Origin of the sequence: Parabacteroides sp. TM07-1AC (assembly GCF_003480915.1) — a bacterium.
GTDB lineage: Bacteria > Bacteroidota > Bacteroidia > Bacteroidales > Tannerellaceae > Parabacteroides > Parabacteroides chongii.
The window spans coordinates 222,711-238,480 of the sequence record NZ_QUKD01000010.1 but is presented as its reverse complement, the minus strand read 5'-3'; the positions used below and the strand labels follow the sequence as shown (position 1 = coordinate 238,480).

The following is a 15,770-nucleotide window of genomic DNA, read 5'->3' as shown; positions in this document are numbered from 1 at the left end:
TTACCTGCTATTTTCGATTTGAGAGGATTTCTTTATTTTTGTACTCTGAAATCTAAACAAGCAAATAGTGGTAATATAATGAAGAAGATTCTGTTGTTTTCTTTTTTCTTAGTGGTTGGTTTGGTTGTCTCACAGTTTCTTCCATCTCTTGTAGGAGAAAATTATTCGTTGGTAAAAACTGTTTCCAATTCACTGTTGTATGTATGCCTGGCCTTTATTATGATTAACGTAGGTCGGGAGTTTGAAATGGATAAGACCCGTTGGAGATCTTATACGGAGGATTATTTCATAGCAATGGCTACTGCCGCTTTCCCCTGGATATTTGTGGCATTGTATTATATGTTCGTCCTGCTCCCCGACATCTATTGGTCGAGTGGGGAAGCCTGGAAAGAGAACTTGTTGTTAAGCCGTTTTGCGGCTCCCACATCCGCAGGTATTCTGTTTACCATGTTGGCCGCAGCAGGGTTGAAAGCTTCCTGGGTATATAAAAAAGTACAGGTGCTGGCTATTTTCGACGATCTCGATACGATCCTGTTGATGATCCCGCTTCAGATCATGATGGTCGGTCTACGCTGGCAGTTAGGGGTGATCATCCTGATCGTGATGGTATTGCTTATGATCGGATGGAAGAAAATGGGTACTTATAATATGCGGCAGGACTGGAAGGCTATTCTGCTTTATGCCATTGTTACGTTGGCATTTACCCAGGGAATCTATCTGGCATCCAAACATTTTTATGGTGAGGAAGCAAGCATCCATATCGAAGTGCTGTTGCCTGCCTTTGTGCTGGGTATGATCATGAAGCATAAGCACATAGATACGAAGACGGAGCACAATGTGGCGACGGCGATTTCATTCCTGTTCATGTTCCTGGTAGGAGTGAGCATGCCCGTGTTTTTTGGGGTTGATTTTGCCAAACAATCGGCGGAAGCGTCTACAATTACCGGTGCACAGCCGATGATGTCGTGGCCGATGATCCTTCTCCATGTGGTGATCGTCTCTTTCTTATCCAATATAGGAAAGCTTTTCCCCTTGTTTTTCTATCGTGACAGACGTAAACGTGAACGTCTGGCTTTGTCAATCGGTATGTTTACACGGGGTGAAGTAGGGGCAGGTATTATTTTTATTGCCCTGGGATATAATTTGGGTGGACCGGCCCTGATGATTTCTGTGCTTACTATTGTGTTTAATTTAATTTTAACTGGTATATTTGTAGTCTGGGTAGAGAAATTGACCCGCAGCGCCTATCAGCTTGAGATGGCTGAGCAGCAAAGGCAATAAACACAGTTAGGAATTACGGAGACAGACCAGCAAGCTGTCTCCGCAAATATTAAAACAGAATGGATCGTACTATTAATGTTATCCTTAAACCGTTGCGCCGATTCGCCACACAGAAGTCGAGCGCCAGTTTTTTATTGTTTATGGCCACGGTATTGGCTATGATACTGGCAAACTCCCCCTGGGCTCACGCCTATCATCACATATTATCTTATCCTATCGACCTTCAGATTGGCAGTTTTAATTTGTTCTCCCATCATGGTGAACCCATGCCGATGCTTGCCTTTGTGAATGACGCCCTGATGGCGGTATTCTTTTTTGTAATCGGGTTGGAGATCAAGCAGGAAGTATTGATCGGGGAATTGAGTTCGGTTCGTAAAGCACTCCTTCCGGTTATTGCGGCTTGTGGCGGTATGATCGTACCGGTCCTTTTTTATTTGCTTGTCTGCAATACGGCTCCGGAAGTACGTGGGGCAGCTATTCCGATGGCTACCGATATCGCATTTGCCCTTGCTGTCCTGGGATTGCTGGGAAAACGGGTCCCTTTAGGCATGCGAATATTTCTGACGGCACTGGCTGTGGTAGATGACATCGGCGGTATTATTATTATTGCTTTATTCTATAGCGGGCATATTGCTTATCAACCCTTATTGATCTCTCTGGCCTTGCTGGCTTTATTATATGTAGGGGGAAAGATGCGGGTAAATAATAATCTGTTTTATTATATTGTGGGCTTCTTTGTCTGGGTATTATTCCTGGAATCGGGCATTCATCCGACTATAGCCGGGGTATTGGTAGCCTTTACCGTTCCTGCCCGTCCGAAAGTGAATCTGAAGGATTTTACTTGCGATATGACCGGTTATCTGAATATGCTGGATTATACGGAGGTTCGTCAATCCAAAAAGGCTTCGGTCCTGACTCCTACACAGATACAGGTACTGAATAATATCCATTCGTTGGCAGATAACACGATCAGTCCGTTGCAAAGCATTGCCGACAAATTGCATCCGTTGGTAAATTACCTGATTCTTCCGTTGTTTGCGTTTGTCAATGCGGGGGTCACATTCGGCGATATTCAGCCGTCATCGCTGGTAAATGTGCCGTTGGCTGTCTTTATGGGATTGTTTGTCGGGAAGTCACTGGGTATTTTCTCTTTCACGTATCTCTATGCTCGTACGAGGATGGGAGCCTTACCGAAAGGAGTGACACCGATGAACCTGTTCGGTGTGTCTATGTTGGGCGGTATTGGTTTTACGGTGGCACTATTTATTGCCAATCTTTCGTTTACCGGAATGGATGAACTTGGAGTTGACTTGTTGAATCAAGCCAAACTCGGAGTATTCACCGGGTCGTTTGTTTCCGGTCTTTGCGGGTACTTATTGCTGAAGAAGCATTTATCGAAAACCCCGAAAGAATAACCGACTGGATTATTTATTAAAGTGCACATCGAACCGTCCGAATGTAACGCGCTCGCCCTCAAACCGTCCGCTGATAACCTGTGCATTGGTGTCGAAACGGGTGATAAAGACTTTGCCGTCCGGTAATGTTTCGTCTCCCCAAGAGAACTGGGTGTAGGGAATCTCCTTATTTTCTTCCGGCTTTTCCATACAGAAGCTGATGGCGAGGTCTTGTTTTACCCACACTTTGACTTGCATGCTTTCATCGTCTCTGTAATCAAAGTTGATAGAGGGGCTGCTGATATGGTTATATCTTCCTCCGACATATAACCAACCGTCTACCAGGCATCCGAAAGTATCGGCACCGACCATAGTTTCGTCCGGCATCACCGTGATATCGACTGTTTCATCTTCTGTACAGGAAAAAAGAAAGGGCAGGAGACATAAAAGAAATATATATTTTTTCATGATGTAACGTATTTAGTGATTTCAATTAATTAGAAATGGTATCCGATCCCAAGTGAGATATTCAGTCTGGATACTTTCAGCCTGTCTTCCGACGGGAACCGAACCGTGATCGTCTCCCCGTGATAGTTGGATTCGACTTTTCTGAGGTTGGTAAACACATACTGCAGATCAGCAGAAACACCCCAGTGGGAAGTTAGCATATATTCTGCATTAACTCCGATATTTCCTGCCATACGTTGGCCGGATACACGACGGTCTTTTTCATATACCATGCTATTGTTCTTATACCGCAGATATCCGGTACCGATGTTCAGACGCACATTAACCCGCTCGTTACTCAGGCAGTAAAGGGCGAACTGCGGAGCTATATAATGTGTATAGATATGATCGGAACTATGTTCCAAAGAACCTTTTGCGCTATATCCGGAATAAAAAAGCCCGAATCCGAACATGCCTTTAGGGTGTAAATAGTATTGTGCATCCCAGGAAATACCGAAACAAAGATCCCGCTCATAACTATGTGAGGTATTTGTCAATCCTGCTGTCCCACCTGGCATATTGGCATATCCTATATGTAGAGAAACAGAATGCATCTTTGTTGGTTCCTCGGCATGCAAGTAACCGGAAATTAGTAATATGCAGAATGTGGCCAGGTAAAGCAACTTTTTGGGCTCCATAAGAATTAGAGTTTATATGTGGCACAAATATATAAAAGATTATCGGTTGATCAGATACTCCGTGTAGTTAAAAAACGAAAGGCGCAAACCCTTGGCAGGGGCAGCGTCTTTGTTTTATGGATAATAGGCGAATTTATCGTATAGGGCGGATACTGGTATAATTGAAGTTCTCATTCAAATATTCGTCTTCATTGAATTTGGATCCATGAGGGCCCCAATTACCCATTGCCGAAATGGCAATCATTGTTGCAGGATTGAAATTTGTCATATCGCCTCCGGCAGCTTCCAATGGAATTGATTCCATTAAATTTTTCATATTGTGTTTATAGCTTTTATTGAAAAGCATGTTACGATATAAAGCCAGAACTCCGTCGCCATGTTCTTTGCGGTTCCATTCCAATACATAAGTACCGTCGTTGGCATCTGCTTTGGTTTTGATATCTTTCAGTTTAGCAGAATTGGCATCTGCAATAATGAATGTAACAAAACCATCTTTGTCTACTTTCGGCATTTCTTCGTCATAAATAGAGACATAAGAATAAGTCTTCTGTGATCCGAGGCAGACAGACCAGTAACGAACATCCGAGGTTGCATATTCATTTACACCTTTAGGTGCCGTCGGAGGAATAAAGCGGAAAGTAGCAACTTCACCTTCATTCAACTTGATGCGTGAGAATAAGTAATCAGCCGGAGTATTCGGGTACATCAGGCTTAACGGGGCACGCATAAAAGGAAGCGGTTTCATGTCGGAAGAGAAATCCAACGGAGGCATCTGCAATGCTTCGTGGATATTACATACTTCGCGTTTGGGGAAATCCACATCTTTGCCGGTGGTTACATCGAATGCCTGGATTGCCGGCATATCAGTACCACCGTATGTGTCACCGTTGTTGTATTCCTTTGCCAGATAGAGGCGCATAAATACGGATACCATGTTTAAAGTATCAGGGAATTCACAGATGTTTTTCATGGATGCCCGCATACTTTCCGGGGTACTTTTCGGAATAATGTAAATGGTGTATCCGTTAGCACTATAATCTGCCGTTTCTTTTACATAAGGATTGATAGAATTTTCATCCGGTTGGATGTTAGCATCTTCGATACTGGACATATCGACCTGTGTCTCGTCATTATAGACTGTGAAATTGAAGAAACGTGATTTGGGGTATTTCCCGGTCAGGCGAAGTCCGATATTGGGATTATCCTTGTAGGAGTAGGTATATTCCCAATAATCTGCGAATATATCCGGAAATGCTAATAAGGATTGATCGTCACCTCGAAGTGTTTTGCCCCATTGTTCCTTTGGTGTAGGATTCACAATCGGAGTATCGTTCTCGTCATCGTCATTACATGCGGTAAACAAACCAAAAACAAAGGCTAATGCCACTAAATAAAATGTCTTTTTCATCTCTCGTTAATTAATTTTCAAACGGGGGACAAAAGTAAGTGAATAAAATTACCGGAACGAATATTGCGTAAAGATGGAATGTCGATTATTAAATTTGGAATATTAATAATTGGTATCGGTCACCGAAAACCGGGCAAACGCCGAATTTCCGTCGGTGGAGATATGTTGTCAAAGATACCTCTTACAAAAAAGGTAAGAGGTATCTTTGATATTCATTATAGTTGATTTTCGTAATCGAAAGAAGAGATCAGTTTGATCAATCTTTCTTCGGCTTTCTTCAGGGCATCGACGGAACCAATCGAGCCGGCGATATAACTGTTGGCAATAGGAGTAACGAAAATATCAGCATGGGCGGTTTCATCTATGACCGGTTTGGCATCCGGCCTTTCGGTGTTATCTTTCAATTCGCCGCGAATGGCATACGCTATCTGATTGGCATCGTTGCTGATGGCTATCGCTACTGTTTCCATTAAACTGAAGGTGCGTGCCTGGTTGGAAGTGATGCGCCAGTTGATGATTGCTTTTGCCAATGCCGGAATTATTTCATCCCTCTTCTCTTTAGGACAAACCAGGCAGTTGCCAAAGATATTTTTACCATCAGTCCAGCCCTGTTCCCGGAGCTTGGTTTCGATTTCAGGGAAAAGTTCCGGTTCGAGTTTGTTGGTGGAAACACAGAATAAAGTTCTCAGATCGATAGCGATGTCATAGACAAAAAGGCCGGAAGCCCGGGTCTGATCCTGGATAAAAGCTCGGTTAGGGAGTGAACGCCGGTTGGTTGTCAGCCATTCGTCCAACTCTTCCTTACTCAATTCACTTCCTCTCTTTTTGCTTTCCATCCAATAGACTTTGACGGTATGATGTTCCGGATGCGAGGTCCTGTCGAAAGTGATATTTTCAGTCGGTGACTCGATACCTCCCAATAAAGGATGGAGTGGTCGCATGGCTGAAACAGACAAGGGGCTACGACGCTTTACGATCATACTGCCGCTTTCAGCTTTCATATACCCGCCCAATAACTGATCCGTAAAAGTCGGATCGCATGGAGAGTGAGGCTCTTTCTGGTTTGCCTTATTTTCTTTTTTGTCGATTTCCCAGTTGAATGTTATTGCTGCGAAGGGCATATTCAGCGCCTCTATAACGGAGCGTTTTACTTGTTGGCCGCTGGAATAAGCCATTCTTTTGCCGAACTGAGGGTCGAAATAGTATTTCTGTCCGTCATTTACGCCGAATACTGTATGTTCTGCATGGCGAAGGCCACGTAAATAGATGAAGGGATTGTCCATAACTGTGGGTATTAAGTAGTTTAATTTTTTGATTTCCAATAAGTATATTCAAAGTCGATCAGAGTCATGAATAGAGGGAAAGAATCTTTCGGTAGATAGTAGACTTCTACAAATGCTTTTCTGAATACTTCGTTATCAGAAGATTCGTATTCCATTATCTCTTTGAGCTTTTGCCCGAAGACTTCGATTTTATTTGACTTCCTTACCTCTTTCGACAGATTCGAATAAACAGTCTTGCCTTTCTCTGCTGTCCGTTCAAACTCTATCAGGGCCTTTGCAACAGCAGTGGCCAGTTCCAGTAATTCTGTTTTGTTTATCATAGCAATAATCCAGATTTTATATAGCTCATAATTGATATACGATTCCTCGTTGTTGAATTTGTACTCTTTCCCCTGCGCGTAAGGCATGGAGCCTATGGGGAAGTACTGTCTCAGTTTATCCGGTTCAATCGCTTTTAATCCGATGACACCCAGTTTGCAAGCTGATTTGAAGGTGTAGTTGGTGTTGAACGACTCTATTTCCTCATCAGACAGGATGCTTTGCTTGCCGTCGAAAAAGAGTTTGTCCCTGAAGTCGAACAAAGAGTGGACTTCTGGGAGATAAAGGTTGATAAATCCCAGCGTTGTGTTCGTCTGGGATAGATTATATGAATAAGCTGTTATTACCTTATTAGGATATTTCTTGGATAAAGCCATAATGATTTCGAGCCAGGGTTTGGTCGGTATGGCGAGATTTCCCATCGATTCGGTGGGGACGATATGAAATCCTTTGTACGGTGTCAGATCATTATAAAATTTCCGGCACCAATGGGATAACCAATGCCCGTTCCAGGTTTCGATCTGTTTGTCTTTGACATTAGGTGTCTGATTCAGATACTTCCTATAATATTCCCAACCGCAAAACAGTTGCCATAAAATATCCGGCTCATCCAGTAACATGGCAAAACCTCCGCTTACGCCGATGGCAAGTGCTTCACCGATCCACGAAGCATACATCTCGTCTGTATCGATAGAGGTTTGCATATCGGAGATCTGGCCGGACGTTGTTCCCGCCACATCTTTTGCTGCATATCCGACAAAGATCGACATGTTCGGTTCATCGCAGGTCATGGCGACTTTCAGGTTATTGTATTGGGCCAGCGCTTTGCTTCCATATTTCTTTACATCCTCATCTTTCGGCTTTTGGAAAAAAGGAGAGTTGCTGACGTGTATCAGATGCCTCTCGTCATTGAAAAACAGATTGAAAAATATCCGGTCAAAGAACTCCTCTGCGGATATCTCCGTATTCATTTTCTCATTATATATCTTCAGGAACTTTTTACCGATGTAGCTTGTATACATATTCTAAATGAATTAATCATGTTCCACTAATTGTAATCCATAAATCTCATATTCTTCCTGCGGCATAGGAATGACAAAAGGATTTGCCCCTATATCCTGCAACTGCTCGTATTTATCCCGGTACCGGGAGATTGTTTTCCAGTTGACAGGTATTTCCATATTGATCCGCTCTTCCCAGGTGGCAGTGATATACTTATCTCTGTCGGCGGCCAGTATACAGGTTGCACTTTCTATTTCCAACGCTTTCAGGAGAATGGCTTCAGTCCGGCTGGTCAGGTTTATGAGCGAGAAGTCTCCGTCTTGTACGGCCAGATGAATATCGATCTCCTTTGTTTCGACCGATCGATATACCTTGTCTATTTTTTCCTGCAGACTTCTTTCCTGCAAAATATCCCCGTTATCCGGCAGTTGGTCGAAACTGCGTTTCAGTAGTTCCATTTTGTAAGGAAGCACATTTCCTTCGGGAGCGATTACATGAATCGGCCTGTAAATCCGGTTATTACTTGTTACCCTTTTTCTGTTTATTCTTCCGAATCGCTGTATCAGGCTATCCAAAGGGGCACACAGGGTAATCATCCTGTCGAAACTGATATCCAGGCTGACTTCAACCACCTGTGTCGAAATGACCAGGCAGGGACATTTCCCGTTCCCATATTCTTTCCTGTCGCCGTTGAACTCTTCTTTCAGCAGCTTTTCAAGTTTAACGCGGTCGCTTTGTTTGAAACGGCTATGGATAAGCATCATGGGAATATCTGGAAATTCTTCCCTGAACTCCTTGAAAGCAGCCTGCGCTTTATTGACTGTATTATAAATGGCGAGCACTTTCTCTTTTCCCTTAAAGGCATTTACCAGGATAGGGGAGACGCTGTCCTCCTTATCGAGTTTGAATATCTGATGACGGTCGAATGTATCCAGTGTTTCATCCGATAGTTTGACTTCGTATACATTCTCTTTCCCTCCTAATATCTCCAGCAACTGATTGTATAAAGCGGTAGGCATCGTTGCTGTCCCGATGTGGATGCGGCATCCGAATTTAAGAAGTGCTTTGACGATTTCCAGTACCATCGCTTGCGAATAGTCCGAATAAGTATGTATCTCGTCCAGGATAATATCACATCCTTTTATATCCAGTATGACACTTTCAAAGCCGGAAGTACCGAAGATGATGGACGATAGTTGATGGGGTGTCAATACTTTGATACTCGACCCGATCAATGGCTGTAACATCTTTTCTTCCATATTATTTCCGACGACTATCTTCGATGTCGCATGTAGCAAACGAATATCTTTATTGGGAATAGTCGCTTTTAGTCTTTCCCACATGGCATTTATGGAAGCCTGGAATGGCAGGGTGTAAAAAATGCGTCCTCTGCATCTTTTCAATAGAAAATCTGTTTTTCCTGCACCTGTCGATGCAACCACCAGCGTATGAGGTCGGGTGTCATCTACTCCGATCAGTGACAATGGGTATAGAGGATTTGTTCGTTCCGGTTTAAAATAGGCGGACAGATCCGGAACTTCGAATGTTGTTTCGAGTTCTTTTGCGGTAGATGAAGTAAATGCCGAAGCGAAATGATCTGCCGCCATTAATAACCCTCTCCAGGCAGACCATCCGAAAGTCTGCGATTCGCAATAATCTACCGCATAAAGTAAAGCCATCCTGGATTTATTCCGGTCTATTCCGGTGCAGGCATACCCAAGTTTATTCAATATTTGTATGCCGTATTGACTCCATTCTTCCCAGTCCTGCAGATGGTTGTCTATCCAATGTCGATCGCAGGAAGCAATATCCAATATACCTCTTCGCCGGGGATCGTCTGTGATGGACTTATGATGGGCTACAACCATTTCTATCAAGGTGTCCCATTCCTCTAAAGGAAAGGCCGGCAGGAAAGCCAGTGACGATAACTCATGCCGATGAATGAAATTATTACATCTGTTTGAGAGGGAGCCATTTATAATCTTGTTCATTCGGTCCTGAAAATACGTATGCGCTTTGCCTAGATCGTGTAAAGTTGCCCCTTTGAGAGCAATCGCTACATCGAAGGGAAAATCTATTCGCCGGGCAAAGACCTCGATAGCCTGCCGGGTATGCAGGCAATGTTCAAGGAGTGAAACATGGCCGTTGTCAGGGCTTTTTGCCAGTATTTCGTCGATGGTTTTCATAGGGTACTTCTAATCGGATTACCTTTCACATGTAATACGCCATACATCTCTTCCCCTCCGTGATATCTGTTATATCCGGCTTTGAATCCTTTCACTTCGTCGGAAGGTATCCATTCGAAACCTTCTATCTGTTCAAATTCGTCAGCCGACATTTCGATCGGACGATCCGGCAGTAATATATCTTCATTCCTGCATAAGCAGATAGATTGTTTGGCGGCGCGCAATGCATCGTCATTGTTCTCGAAGGCGAGATACAAATGAGGATATAGAAGAACGCCTCGGGTAATGATGCTAATGTTTTTAGGAAGATAATAGACATTCCCTTGCGTGTCTTTCTTTTTCTCTTTGACAAATCCTCCTTTAGACCACGTTCGTTCCTGTTGCGAATCCAGCCCGCAGTAGTTCAGGCGGTATCTGCTTATTTTCTGAACTCTTTCCGTCGTATTCAGCAATTCCGGGAAAAGTTTTTTTTCAATCCCTTCTATCGTGGAAGTGATCAGAAATTGCAGACTGAATGTTTCGCTATCTCTGACTGCTGTCCAAGGTTTAATAAATCCGAAAGGGCCTGAGTATTTTACTACGTAATACATAATGTGACTATTAGATTATTGAACCGCAACCACTACCAGTTAAAGATCCGATACCGCAATTCCATGCGAAGGCTTTTGTCAGAGGTGTACCATGAATAATCAGGGGACACATACTGCATTTATTACTGATGTTATGGATCGTAACGAGTTTTTCTTTCTTATTGGGATAACTAAGGTCGAACTCAATCTTTAGAGAAGGATCTTCCGGTAATCCGGCAATCTGCATTTTATGCCTCAGAGTTTCTGCCATCAACTCTCCGCTGTTCTCGTCTTTATAGGTGAAGTGTTTATGGTTGTCGTCATAAAAGCGTTTTATAAAGACAGGGCTTCCGAGTTGAAAATGATTTTGGGTGGATAAATCGGGCGTTTCCTGAATGATAATCCCTTCGACTTTCATTCCGCAAAACATATCCGGTGAGTCCATTATTGCTTTTATTATGGTCTTGACATATTTCTCTTCACAAAAAGAGATAAACCAGTTGGCGCCATAAGGAAAATTGAGTCCGTTTTTATATCTTTTTCCTCCTTTTAACCATGAGAAAGAGTATAAGGATATTTTATCGTGAAGTTCGTTTGTCCCAAGCCAACGGTGCAAAACTCCAATAAGTTTCTGCTGGTAATTGAAAGGAACGAGTTCGTTGTTGGCGCTCGTTGATAGATGTATTCTCATATAGTAATTCTGGTATTATATTTAGGTTATATATTATATAATGTATAGATATAATCTAAGTAAGTTAATAGTATACTGTGTTTCTCCCAAATATAACTATAATTTTGGCATAACCTATGAATCTCTTGCTTTATTTATGACTTTAAATGACGAGTACTCCCATTGAAGAGAGGATTGTCTTTGATTAACAGATGATTTCGCTATTAGAAAAAGTTAGAATAAGATTTATACCACCAAGGTACGATTAAAGTACATTATCGACGAACTGCCGACTATCTATTTCCGTTTTAAATACCATACGGTACAATTAAACCAATTAATGCCACCGATGACTACATCCGCTATAAACACTTTAAATACCACTAAGGTACAATTAAACCAAAAAGGAAATGGAAGATGGAGACACTATTGTCTCCTTTAAATACCACTAAGGTACAATTAAACCGGAATACGGTTTGTACCGACTTGAGTGCTTTGCGACTTTAAATACCACTAAGGTACAATTAAACCCCTATAAAATTTTTAGGTTCTCCTTATTCTAAACACTCTCTAAGCCTGTTTGTCCCTTCTTTATTTATCAATGAAAGTTGTCGACCTTCAATTGTATAAAATACCCCGGGGATCGACAACTATCATATAACTCTTATACCTTCCAAGCCATATGTTTCTACTGTACTAAAAACCTATTTTACATCATAGGTCACTAGAGTAGAATAACGCTTCCAAATATACATTATATTAATATATCTGTAAGTTTTATTATCCAATTTGTCCAAGTGTTTTTTATATTTGCATAGTATAATTGTACCTTAGTGGTATTTAAAACCATTCGTATTCGCGGAATTGTAAGAGCGTAGCAAAGTTTAATCGTACCTCAATGGTATTTAAAAATCGCATAGATGAGTTTCGTGCCCGGATCGAAGTATTAACTTAATTGTACCATCTTGGTATCCTCTCCAAACCCATCCCCTCTCTTTTTCTGTTATATTCCATGCCAATAACAATTTAAACAAGAAAATGAATATGGAAGAGAACAATCAGATGAAGAAAAAAGGAATGGCGCGGAATGGGTTTGTGGTTTATGCATTGGGGGTGATAGATGAGATGGAGAGAGGAAGACGCTATGGGATGGCACAGGCCTATCGGAATAGCGTGAAATCGCTGGTGCAGTTTACCGGGAGTCAACGGGTACCGTTTCAGTTGTTTCGGTTCGAGATGCTGAAAGCCTATGAGGGCTGGTTGCTGCAGGAAGGATGTTGTGAGAATACCGTACATTACTATCTGCGGAACCTGCGAGCCATCTATAACAAAGCCGTGAAAGAGAAAGTGATCAGGCCCCGTATGAACCCTTTTTTGCGGAATCTCCGCTACAGGAAATCATCGAGAGGTATCGTACCGATAGCCGTTATGTTTGGCCAGTATTATCCGACGATGCCGACGACGCGGAAAACTATAAACACTATCGGAGTGCGTTGGTAACCTTCAACCGCCACTTGAAAAAGATTGCGGCAATGGCAGATATCACCGAATCCCTGTCCTCCTATATGGCGCGTCACTCATGGGCTACGGCAGCACGTAATAAACTGATGCCTACAGCCGTCATTAGCTCTTACCTGGGACATGCCAGCGAACGGACCACGCAAATCTATCTGGATTCGTTCGACGGAGGCGTAATGAAAAGACTGAACCACAAAGTGATCAATCTGGAATAATAGTCCGGTGATAGTATATATTAAAATAGAGTAGAGAATGTTTGGTTATAGTGACGAATTTTGAATTTTGGCAAAAAAGCCCGGCAGACTGTGAAGTTAGCCGGGCTTTTGTTCTCTGTAAATGTGTCAAGATCTTCAGAGGGTTTGCTCGATAACCCGAGCTGTTCGTTCTATTTTTCCGCTTATGTCGCGGAGTGCTTGTAATAATGTTTGTTTTTCTTCATTGGTGAATTGCGCTTCTTTGCCATGAATCATTAATCCGTTTATACGCTGGCTTAACCACGCACGACTTTTGTTGAAATAGGTACGGGCAATGTAAGACCAGGATACTGATTCATATATGCCATCAAGTTTATTCCTAAGCACGTCATCGATTAGTTTATCGACTCTTGCGCAAGCTTTATTCGCTCCTTCGATAAAAGCTTCACTAACCAACTGCTTTTCTTCGTCGCTTTTTGAGTTGGCAAACGCCTTCACTTCAGAACGAAACGCGTTACGTTCTTCGTCTGTATTCAAGAGCATGAACTTACTTTTCAATGCTTCCAGTTCCTGATTGATTTGTTCCTTATTTGCCATATATTTTGTATTTAAAGTCTAGTGAAAAGATCTTTTAGAGAGTACCCCCGAAGGGGTACTAACTGCTAACCTTTCAACTTGAGTAACAATATCAACCGGTCTAAATGCTGGTCGATTTGTTTTTCAAGTTCTCTTTCCGAGGTACTTTGTACTAAAATATCCCAGTAAAGAGAATAGAACAGAAGATTGTTCTTTTCATGTTCTATCAGAGCCTTTAGCTCATTTTGGTTATCATCCATCTAAAAGATCTTGACACAACAAAGGTAGATAAACATTTGTTTATCTACAAAGGCTTTCATATTTATTTTTACTCTTCTGGGAAGATTGATATTCCTATCAATGTTGGGTGATCTCCTTTTTTTATAGAGTTTAATAATCTATTTGCGTCATTTTGCATCCGTTTTATTTGGCGATTCCCAACGGATTGCGTCAACTTTATAGTGTAAATTAAAGCAAGGTCTCATGAAGTGCAAATAAAATTGCTGTTAATTTCAAATAAACTTTCGTTAATCAGATGAATAAACTTGCAAATGAATATCAATAAATTAAAGGATCTGATTCAGAATAGTGGATTGAGCAAAAAAAACCGGCAAACTGTGAAGTTAGCCGGTTTTTTGTATTAGATATTGTCAAGTATAAAATCTGCAGGAATTCCGAAACAATCTCGTAAGCGTTTAGCGATGTTCAAGTTAAGCGCACGTTTACCGTTTGTATTACCTCCGCTTAGCTTACAAAGCAGCCTTCAACGAATGGGATATAATGACCGTACGTTTCCAGGTCTTTCTCACCCGTCTGTTTACCCGCGATTGGGAGCGGACACTTAATTTCCTGCTGGAATACACCGTACTCGGCACCTTACGTTTCGACCTTCAGCAACCGGACATCATCCTGCGTTTTATCGCCCAAATGGAAAAACGCAGACCCGATTACAACCCCTCTTTGGTCCACCTGGCCTTTTCCCTGCTTCTGACCCTCTCTTATAAGGGATCGGTGGAGTACCTGGGCGATAAGCTGCGTGAGGAATGGCTCACCGCTGAAGACCTCAATATGTTGAACGACAAGACTCTGATTGCCAATGAGCCGGGACACAAGCAGTCTAAGGTGAAATAAGTATAAAACAGCTATGGAATGAATGACGATAATACGGTCGGATGTTAATAAGGCTGTTGGCGTAACCAGATAGCAAAGAAGCGATCGTAAACGATATAACCGGCTTCTGTCCGGTAGACCATTTCCATTTTCGTAAGTGTACGAAGAGCAGAATTTACACTGCTGGCGGCTTTCAGCTTGTATTTGGAAATGAAAGAACCGGCATTGATCTCCAGTACGATCCGTTCCTTTGCTATCGCTTTGATTAAACGTATAGCACCGGAAGTATAAGCTGCCAGTAAGTTTTGATAACCATATTCATTTTCTGCGACGATTTCGCGTATAGCACGACTCACCATTTCCTGATCGGGGGTTAAGGAATATCCATACAGGCGGTTTAATATGGCTTGAATATACCATGTATGCCCTTCGAACTCATCGTAAATGCTGGAAAAAGTATCTTCACTTATAAGAAGGTTTTGTCTGGCAAACCAAGTAGCGGAGAAATCGTAATAAGCCTTTCTGTCGATACACCCGATGGTTATTGTCTGCGTACTTTGATAAAAAGGACGTTTGGTCGACAAAAACATTTCCTACATAACATGCTGTTTACTGCCGGCAAAAATAAAACGGACATTAGGTAAAAACTGGATGTAAGAACGTAACAAGGCTTCCACCCCTTTTTCCGGATATTCCGTGATTTGCTGGAATTCGTCGATGGCGATATAGCAACGTTTTTCCGACGATTGCAGGTAATTGAATATCTCTTTTAAAGTAGCTTCTTCTTTATCTGTCGCAATATCGATACTGACACTGCCTAATACGGTGCTGGCGAACACCTGTACAAATTCATTCAGGTTTTGTGTCGAATAAATATCGAGATAAAGAGTGATAATGTCGGGTTGTTGTTCATGTAACTTATAGAAAACGTGTTTGATCAATCCTGTTTTTCCCATACGCCGGGGAGCAACAAGCGTCAGGTTGCGTTCGTTGTATAGAGCATTGATTATTTGCCCGGTTTCCTGTTGTCTGTCACAGAAATAATCGGGGCCGTAATATCCTGCTATCAGGAAAGGATTGTTCGGTTGAATTGTTGACATATCTTCATTGCGTAAA

General features: G+C 42.2%; 15 protein-coding genes and 1 pseudogene. 5 read left to right on the top strand and 11 right to left on the bottom strand.

Annotated features, from left to right (window positions below):
- Positions 1 to 78 precede the first annotated feature (78 nt).
- Both DXD68_RS19055 and nhaA read left to right on the top strand, forming a co-directional pair.
- Positions 79 to 1,281 carry a sodium:proton antiporter gene (locus DXD68_RS19055; protein WP_122363070.1) on the top strand — a complete coding sequence of 401 codons (1,203 nt, stop codon included), beginning with the start codon at positions 79 to 81 and terminating at the stop codon, positions 1,279 to 1,281.
- A gap of 59 nt (positions 1,282 to 1,340) precedes the next feature.
- Positions 1,341 to 2,696 (top strand): Na+/H+ antiporter NhaA, encoded by a 1,356-nt coding sequence (gene nhaA / locus DXD68_RS19050; RefSeq protein ID WP_122363069.1) that lies wholly within the window; start codon positions 1,341 to 1,343, stop codon positions 2,694 to 2,696.
- A 9-nt stretch (positions 2,697 to 2,705) separates the two neighbouring features.
- On the opposite strand, the gene DXD68_RS19045 is transcribed toward nhaA, so the two are convergent.
- The 8 genes from DXD68_RS19045 to cas6 all read right to left on the bottom strand — a co-directional run bounded on the left by DXD68_RS19045 (position 2,706) and on the right by cas6 (position 11,277).
- Entirely contained in the window at positions 2,706 to 3,143 is a 438-nt protein-coding gene (locus DXD68_RS19045; protein WP_233577229.1) for a hypothetical protein, read from the bottom strand.
- Between the two features lie 29 nt (positions 3,144 to 3,172).
- On the bottom strand, positions 3,173 to 3,820 hold the full coding sequence (locus DXD68_RS19040; RefSeq protein ID WP_122363067.1) for an outer membrane beta-barrel protein: 648 nt from the start codon (positions 3,818 to 3,820) through the stop codon (positions 3,173 to 3,175).
- Between the two features lie 133 nt (positions 3,821 to 3,953).
- Entirely contained in the window at positions 3,954 to 5,228 is a 1,275-nt protein-coding gene (locus tag DXD68_RS19035; RefSeq protein WP_122363066.1) for a hypothetical protein, read from the bottom strand.
- A gap of 215 nt (positions 5,229 to 5,443) precedes the next feature.
- Positions 5,444 to 6,511: a CRISPR-associated protein Cas7 gene (locus tag DXD68_RS19030; RefSeq protein ID WP_122363065.1), complete on the bottom strand. Its 1,068-nt coding sequence runs from the start codon at positions 6,509 to 6,511 to the stop codon at positions 5,444 to 5,446.
- Between the two features lie 20 nt (positions 6,512 to 6,531).
- Positions 6,532 to 7,851, bottom strand: coding sequence for a hypothetical protein (locus DXD68_RS19025; protein ID WP_122363064.1), 1,320 nt, complete (start codon positions 7,849 to 7,851; stop codon positions 6,532 to 6,534).
- A 12-nt stretch (positions 7,852 to 7,863) separates the two neighbouring features.
- Positions 7,864 to 10,017, bottom strand: coding sequence for a CRISPR-associated helicase Cas3' (cas3, locus tag DXD68_RS19020; RefSeq protein ID WP_122363063.1), 2,154 nt, complete (start codon positions 10,015 to 10,017; stop codon positions 7,864 to 7,866).
- Positions 10,014 to 10,607 (bottom strand): hypothetical protein, encoded by a 594-nt coding sequence (locus tag DXD68_RS19015; RefSeq protein WP_233577227.1) that lies wholly within the window; start codon positions 10,605 to 10,607, stop codon positions 10,014 to 10,016. Before DXD68_RS19015 ends, cas3 begins: the two co-directional genes overlap by 4 nt.
- 10 nt (positions 10,608 to 10,617) lie before the next feature.
- Positions 10,618 to 11,277, bottom strand: a complete 660-nt coding sequence (gene cas6 / locus DXD68_RS19010) for a CRISPR-associated endoribonuclease Cas6 (protein ID WP_122363061.1) — start codon at positions 11,275 to 11,277, stop codon at positions 10,618 to 10,620.
- Between the two features lie 1,023 nt (positions 11,278 to 12,300).
- Between cas6 and DXD68_RS19005 the strand changes: the two genes are divergently transcribed.
- Positions 12,301 to 12,756 (top strand): phage integrase SAM-like domain-containing protein, encoded by a 456-nt coding sequence (locus DXD68_RS19005; RefSeq protein ID WP_233577225.1) that lies wholly within the window; start codon positions 12,301 to 12,303, stop codon positions 12,754 to 12,756.
- 32 nt (positions 12,757 to 12,788) lie between these two features.
- Positions 12,789 to 12,989, top strand: a complete 201-nt coding sequence (locus tag DXD68_RS24575) for a tyrosine-type recombinase/integrase (RefSeq protein WP_233577223.1) — start codon at positions 12,789 to 12,791, stop codon at positions 12,987 to 12,989.
- A 135-nt stretch (positions 12,990 to 13,124) separates the two neighbouring features.
- On the opposite strand, the gene DXD68_RS19000 is transcribed toward DXD68_RS24575, so the two are convergent.
- A complete protein-coding gene (locus DXD68_RS19000; protein ID WP_122363060.1) occupies positions 13,125 to 13,565 on the bottom strand; it encodes a DUF5053 domain-containing protein in 441 nt (146 codons plus the stop codon).
- A gap of 65 nt (positions 13,566 to 13,630) precedes the next feature.
- Positions 13,631 to 13,804: a hypothetical protein gene (locus DXD68_RS24570; RefSeq protein WP_165359921.1), complete on the bottom strand. Its 174-nt coding sequence runs from the start codon at positions 13,802 to 13,804 to the stop codon at positions 13,631 to 13,633.
- Between the two features lie 469 nt (positions 13,805 to 14,273).
- Here DXD68_RS24570 and DXD68_RS18990 point away from each other — a divergent pair, with 469 nt between their 5' ends.
- Complete coding sequence (locus DXD68_RS18990; protein ID WP_147383010.1) at positions 14,274 to 14,675, top strand: hypothetical protein; 402 nt, start codon at positions 14,274 to 14,276, stop codon at positions 14,673 to 14,675.
- 44 nt (positions 14,676 to 14,719) lie between these two features.
- On the opposite strand, the pseudogene DXD68_RS18985 reads toward DXD68_RS18990, so the two are convergent.
- Positions 14,720 to 15,754, bottom strand: a pseudogene (locus tag DXD68_RS18985) (AAA family ATPase).
- Between the last annotated feature and the right edge of the window lie 16 nt (positions 15,755 to 15,770).

Coding starts and splice junctions, on each gene's coding strand:
- nhaA (WP_122363069.1), top strand. CDS start 1,341: ATGGATCGTACTATTAATGTTATCCTTAAACCGTTGCGCCGATTCGCC.
- DXD68_RS19000 (WP_122363060.1), bottom strand. CDS start 13,565: ATGGCAAATAAGGAACAAATCAATCAGGAACTGGAAGCATTGAAAAGT.
- DXD68_RS19045 (WP_233577229.1), bottom strand. CDS start 3,143: ATGAAAAAATATATATTTCTTTTATGTCTCCTGCCCTTTCTTTTTTCC.
- cas6 (WP_122363061.1), bottom strand. CDS start 11,277: ATGAGAATACATCTATCAACGAGCGCCAACAACGAACTCGTTCCTTTC.
- DXD68_RS19005 (WP_233577225.1), top strand. CDS start 12,301: ATGGAAGAGAACAATCAGATGAAGAAAAAAGGAATGGCGCGGAATGGG.
- DXD68_RS19030 (WP_122363065.1), bottom strand. CDS start 6,511: ATGGACAATCCCTTCATCTATTTACGTGGCCTTCGCCATGCAGAACAT.
- DXD68_RS19015 (WP_233577227.1), bottom strand. CDS start 10,607: ATGTATTACGTAGTAAAATACTCAGGCCCTTTCGGATTTATTAAACCT.
- DXD68_RS24570 (WP_165359921.1), bottom strand. CDS start 13,804: ATGGATGATAACCAAAATGAGCTAAAGGCTCTGATAGAACATGAAAAG.
- cas3 (WP_122363063.1), bottom strand. CDS start 10,017: ATGAAAACCATCGACGAAATACTGGCAAAAAGCCCTGACAACGGCCAT.
- DXD68_RS19040 (WP_122363067.1), bottom strand. CDS start 3,820: ATGGAGCCCAAAAAGTTGCTTTACCTGGCCACATTCTGCATATTACTA.
- DXD68_RS19025 (WP_122363064.1), bottom strand. CDS start 7,851: ATGTATACAAGCTACATCGGTAAAAAGTTCCTGAAGATATATAATGAG.
- DXD68_RS19055 (WP_122363070.1), top strand. CDS start 79: ATGAAGAAGATTCTGTTGTTTTCTTTTTTCTTAGTGGTTGGTTTGGTT.
- DXD68_RS19035 (WP_122363066.1), bottom strand. CDS start 5,228: ATGAAAAAGACATTTTATTTAGTGGCATTAGCCTTTGTTTTTGGTTTG.
- DXD68_RS24575 (WP_233577223.1), top strand. CDS start 12,789: ATGGCAGATATCACCGAATCCCTGTCCTCCTATATGGCGCGTCACTCA.